The sequence below is a fragment of the Mesorhizobium sp. M0633 genome (assembly GCF_040320645.1).
In the GTDB taxonomy this organism is placed as follows: domain Bacteria; phylum Pseudomonadota; class Alphaproteobacteria; order Rhizobiales; family Rhizobiaceae; genus Mesorhizobium.
Map to the genome: position 1 here is coordinate 1 of NZ_JAMYQC010000085.1, position 4,923 is coordinate 4,923.

Annotated in this window: 4 protein-coding genes; 2 read left to right on the forward strand and 2 right to left on the reverse strand. The window is 60.0% G+C overall.

The features are described from left to right. Positions 1-171: 171 nt before the first annotated feature. On the reverse strand, positions 172-1,017 hold the full coding sequence (locus tag NKI47_RS34515) for a LuxR family transcriptional regulator (protein WP_352596229.1): 846 nt from the start codon (positions 1,015-1,017) through the stop codon (positions 172-174). A 604-nt stretch (positions 1,018-1,621) separates the two neighbouring features. On the opposite strand from NKI47_RS34515, the gene istA reads away from it, so the two are divergent. Both istA and istB read left to right on the forward strand, forming a co-directional pair. Beyond that, a complete protein-coding gene (gene istA, locus NKI47_RS34520) occupies positions 1,622-3,175 on the forward strand; it encodes an IS21 family transposase (protein WP_352596232.1) in 1,554 nt (517 codons plus the stop codon). Between the two features lie 15 nt (positions 3,176-3,190). Further along, positions 3,191-3,967: an IS21-like element helper ATPase IstB gene (gene istB / locus NKI47_RS34525; protein WP_352596234.1), complete on the forward strand. Its 777-nt coding sequence runs from the start codon at positions 3,191-3,193 to the stop codon at positions 3,965-3,967. A 140-nt stretch (positions 3,968-4,107) separates the two neighbouring features. Here istB and NKI47_RS34530 read toward each other — a convergent pair whose 3' ends face one another. Beyond that, on the reverse strand, positions 4,108-4,404 hold the full coding sequence (locus NKI47_RS34530; protein ID WP_352596237.1) for a hypothetical protein: 297 nt from the start codon (positions 4,402-4,404) through the stop codon (positions 4,108-4,110). Between the last annotated feature and the right edge of the window lie 519 nt (positions 4,405-4,923).

A 4,923-nucleotide genomic window follows, 5' to 3' on the forward strand; every position in this document is an offset into this window, starting at 1 on the left:
CGATGATCTGCTCTTCCGTAAACCGCTTTCTCTTCATCAGTCCGTCCTTCAATCAAGGCCCGGACTCTAATCTCAGATGGAGGTAATTCTCAGTGGCAGGTCAAGTGTGGCCAACAACCCGCATTTCACTTGGGCGACGGCTTCATACCGGCTTGATGCAACAAACGACCCCTACAACTCGACAATTCGCAAGTTTACTGCTTTTATAGCGGCAGCCGTTCTGCTGACAGTGTTCAACTTCCGCATCACATTTTTTATGTGGAAATTGACAGTGTTTACAGAAATTCCCAGAATCTTTCCTGTTTCCCAAGAGGATTTCCCTCTCGTCACCCACAGAATGCACTCCCTCTCTCGTACAGAAAGTTTAGGAACTTCCCCGACGCCATTCGGATTCTCGAACTTCGCGGCCCTCAGGTGGAAATGAACCGCGGCAAGTTGCAAGTAGCTGATTGTTTTATTTGGGAATTCGCGGTTCCAAGGTCGAGCAAAGCTCATGATCGCTAAGCTGTCATTGGGGCCACGCAATGGAACGCTGATGCCTGACCTTAAGCCGAACGTCGCAGCCTCGTCCAAAACGCGCCGTTCGTCCTCGGTCGTACTTGCGTCGTTGTGCACCTCGCTCCATCGAAAGGCGCCTGCCCGCTTTAGACTCGCCTTGATGATGGGGTCAATCCTGCCATAACCCATTTCGACATAGCGCTGCCGCCATTCATCAGGATAATTCAGCATGATCGCCGATTCGCGTCGGACCGACTTCAAAAAGCTTCCATCGGGTGTAAGAGAACCATAGGCGATCCACGGGCACGCGAATTTCAGCGCAAAGGCAGATAACAGGTCGAACAACTGCTCGGGTTGAGCGACGCCATCAGTCTGGTCGAGAAATCGGCCGAACTCGACCGCAAACGCCTCCCTAGCTGCGTCCGGAAAATGTATCGGCGGGACCAAAGAAAACTGGCCGGACGCTCTGGTTGTCGACCCTCGAAGTTGTGAGACTGCAATCCTCTGCGGAAGTTCCATAGCTCTCCTCCGCAGCCATTTGTGTCGGATGTCCTGACTGGTCGCACAAAGCTGCCGGCTGTAGGACTGCGGCTCTGCGCGCCGCCTTCAATCGGCATCGCTAAAGCTCTATCACCTCAACCCAACACGTAACGTTAATTTGGGTTGAATTTAGACTTAACGTACTTTTCGGGAGGTTAACCTTTGGAAATAAGGTTTTAAACGTTTGCAATATTTTGCCATTTTGACTTCCTGGATTATGTCGATACCGCGGGGTTCCCTAACAGCGTCGCGTCAGGCGTATCGTCCTGCCTTTTCACTGTTTTGCCGCCCAACGACCGATGAACTGGCCATCTTGTCAGGCCTCTCGGGAAATGCTCCCGGCAAGGAGCAACGTCTTCTCCGGGACGTCGGGCTCCGATGCCAACGAGACCAAATTAGGCTACATTGCGTGTTTCGGTAAGTCCCGGACGCCGATTTCACTAAGTCCCGGACAGTGATTTCAGTAAGTCGCGGACAGCATTTCCGCTAAGTCCCGGACAGTTTCCGGGGCGGATTTGACGGTCGGTTCTCGGCTGCGCCGTTCTGGCATTTTGACCTCTCACGATGACGTTGCGAGGGGCCCATGCCAAGACGGAAGCAAACGAGACAGACGACGGTGAAGGACATTCGGGCGATCTTGCGCCTGACGCATGAGCATGGCCTTTCGGTGCGTGCGGTATCGGAACGGCTGAAGATCAGCAAGACGACGGTTTCGACCTATCTGTTACGCGCGAGCGAGGCGGGGCTTTCGCGTTGGCCGTTGCCGCCCGGCTACGACGACGATGCCGCGCTCGAGCGGCTTCTGTTCCGCCGGATGGGCCGGCCGCCACAGGATCTGAGTGAGCCCGACTGGGCGCTGATCGTCCGGGAGCTGAAGCGCAAGGGCGTGACGCTGACGCTGTTGTGGCAGGAGTATCGCGCTGCCCATCCCGACGGTTACGGCTACACCTGGTTCTGCGAGCACTTCGCCGCTTTCGAGCGCCGAACGAGCGCAACGTTCCGCAATCGGCATGCGGCGGGCGCGGTGATGCAAACCGACTATGCCGGGCAGACGGTGCCGATCATCGATCCTGCTACCGGCGTCATCCACGCCGCCCAGATCTTTGTCGCGGTGCTGGGCGCCTCCAATCTGACCTTCGCCTTTGCCAGCTCCAGCCAGAAGCTGCCCGACTGGATCGACGGCCAGATGCGGGCGCTTGCCTTCTTCGGCGGAGTCACCAAGGCGATCGTCTGCGACAACCTGAAGGCTGGTGTGGCCAAGGCGTTGTGGTTCGAGCCGACGCTGAACACGACCTTTGCGGCGATGGCCGAGCATTACGACACCACCATCTTGCCGACCCGCAGCCGAAAGCCGCGCGACAAGGCCAAGGTCGAAGGCGCGGTGCTGATCGTCGAGCGCTGGATTCTGGCCCGGCTCCGGAATCGCTCTTTCTTCTCGCTGGCTGAGCTCAATGCGGCGATCGCCGAGCTGCTCGAGGAGCTGAACAACCGGCCGATGCGCCATGTCGGCAAAAGCCGCCGCGAACTGTTCGAGGAAATCGAGCGGGTGGCCTTGAGGCCGCTGCCGGCGACGCCGTTCGAATATGCCGAGTGGAAATCGGCGAAGGTGCATCCCGATTACCATGTCGAGATCGACAAGACCTTCTACTCGGTGCCGCACCGGCTGATCGGACGCACCGTCGAGGTGCGGCTCACCCACCGGGTGGTCGAGATCTTCCCCGATCACCAGCGCGTCGCCTGCCATGTCCGTCGCTCGCAGCGTTCCGGCCATGTCACCGTCAATGAACACATGCCCAAGGCGCATCAGCGCTACGCCAACACGACGCCGGCCAGCCTAATTGGCCGGGCGGCCAGGATCGGCCCCAACGCCGCCATCCTGGTCGAGCGCATGATGCGCGACCGGCCGCATCCGGAACAGGGATACCGCTCGGCCATGGGCATTCTGTCGCTGGCTCCACGTTATGGACCGGAGCGTCTCGATGCCGCCTGCGAGCGGGCGCTGCTGATCAACGCGATCGCCTACTCCTCCGTCACCGCCATCCTCAAATCCGGCCTCGACCAGGCAAGACCGCAGACCGAGCCGGCAAAGCCGACACCGCCGCACACCAACATCCGCGGCAGCACCTATTACCAGTAAGGAAAGGAAGAAAGAATGCTGACAAATCCCACCCTCGACCAGATGCAAACCCTCGGCCTGGCCGGCATGGCCACCGCCTGGCGCGAGCTGGCCGAACAGAACAACGCCAATGAGCTCAGCCGCGACGAGTGGCTCGGCCTGATGCTCGACCGCGAGGTCGCCATGCGTGCCGACAAGCGTGTCAAGAACCGGCTCGCCTCAGCCAGGCTGCGCTTTCCCGAAGCCTGCATCGAGGACATCGATTTTGCCGCGACGCGCGGGCTCAACCGGCGCAGCACCATGGCGCTCGCCCAAGGTGAATGGCTGAAGGCGCATGAGAACCTGATCGTCACCGGCCAAACCGGCACCGGCAAGTCATGGCTGGCCTGCGCCTTCGGTCGGCAAGCGGCACGGCTTGACCATTCCGTGCTCTATGTGCGCGTGCCGCGCCTGTTCGAGGATCTGGCGCTCGCCCGCCTAGATGGCCGCTTCCCGCGCCTCATCGACAAACTCACCCGCGCGCAACTGCTCATCCTCGACGACTTTGGAACCCACAGCCTCACCGACCAGCAGCGCTTCCATCTGTTCGAAATCGTCGAGGAACGCTATCGGCGCAAATCCACCCTGATCACCGCCCAGGCCCCCGTGGCCAAATGGCATGACCTGATTGCCGACCCCACCGTCGCCGACGCCATTCTCGACAGGATCGTCCACAACGCCCACCGCATCGTGCTCCAGGGCGACAGCATGCGAAAGCAAAAAGCCGCGCCCCTCTTGACCGGCGCCGAAAACGGCGAAATCAATCATCCATGAACGCAACAAGGCACCCGAGAACCGACACCGCCAAACTGTCCGCGACTTAATGAAACAGCTGTCCGCGACTTAGCGGAATCACTGTCCGGCTTTTGCGAAATGCGCAGCTACATTACCCCGCGGCGTGCTTCAGAAGAAGATCATCCAGAATCGCGGTTATCGTGGCAACGGGTCCGTTTCCAGCTCGACGTGCCGCCGGGCCCCGACAACGCGATGCTTGAGCGGCCCTGTTGGGCTTTGCCGGTCGCACGCCACGCGACCTGGACGAACCGGACTTTGCGCTGGTCGCCCGGGATCTGAAGCGCAAGCGAAGGGTTGCAGGCCGCCGCGGCGGGACTAGCGCAGGCTGTTGAAGAAGTCTGCCGTATTGCCTTGAGGATGGCTTCGTCGCTGTTGTGGTAGGCGAATGTGATCTCGATCGAGCCATCGTCGAGCAATTCCGCATGGCCATCGCCTGTGCCTTAGTCTATCTCGTCACATCCGCCCCATGTGAAGTGAACTATCGACGGGCTGTAGCTCAGATCGAGGCCGGCTTGCAGGGCGCCAAAGGCGATCTCGCCGTTGTCGGAGGGTCCGATGGTGATGGTTGCGGGTCCGGCGAGGTTCAGGTAGCCGCGATCCCACAGATTGGCTTCGATGATCCGCTAGCGGCCGATCAGTTGGCAGCCTGCGGGCGCGGTCAGCAGCTTCGGCAGTCGCACCAGATTGTAGGCGGCGGCAGAATGGTCCCAGGCCGCCCCATCGACGAATACAGCGGTCAACTCCCGCGCCCGACGCGGCCAGCGCTTTGTTTACAATCGTCCGAATGCGGCGCGACGGATGATCGCGCCGCACCCACGCCTCGATATAAACCAACTGGACACCTCGAAAAACCTGGCAATCGAGACCGCATTTTGATTCACTTCGCCTGGTGATTTGCACGGAGGCGTTGGATGCGAGGCCAGGCTGGATTCTGG

Bases quoted from the DNA above. Each gene is read 5' to 3' on its own strand.
- istA (WP_352596232.1), top strand. From the start codon at position 1,622: ATGCCAAGACGGAAGCAAACGAGACAGACGACGGTGAAGGACATTCGG.
- NKI47_RS34515 (WP_352596229.1), bottom strand. From the start codon at position 1,017: ATGGAACTTCCGCAGAGGATTGCAGTCTCACAACTTCGAGGGTCGACA.
- istB (WP_352596234.1), top strand. From the start codon at position 3,191: ATGCTGACAAATCCCACCCTCGACCAGATGCAAACCCTCGGCCTGGCC.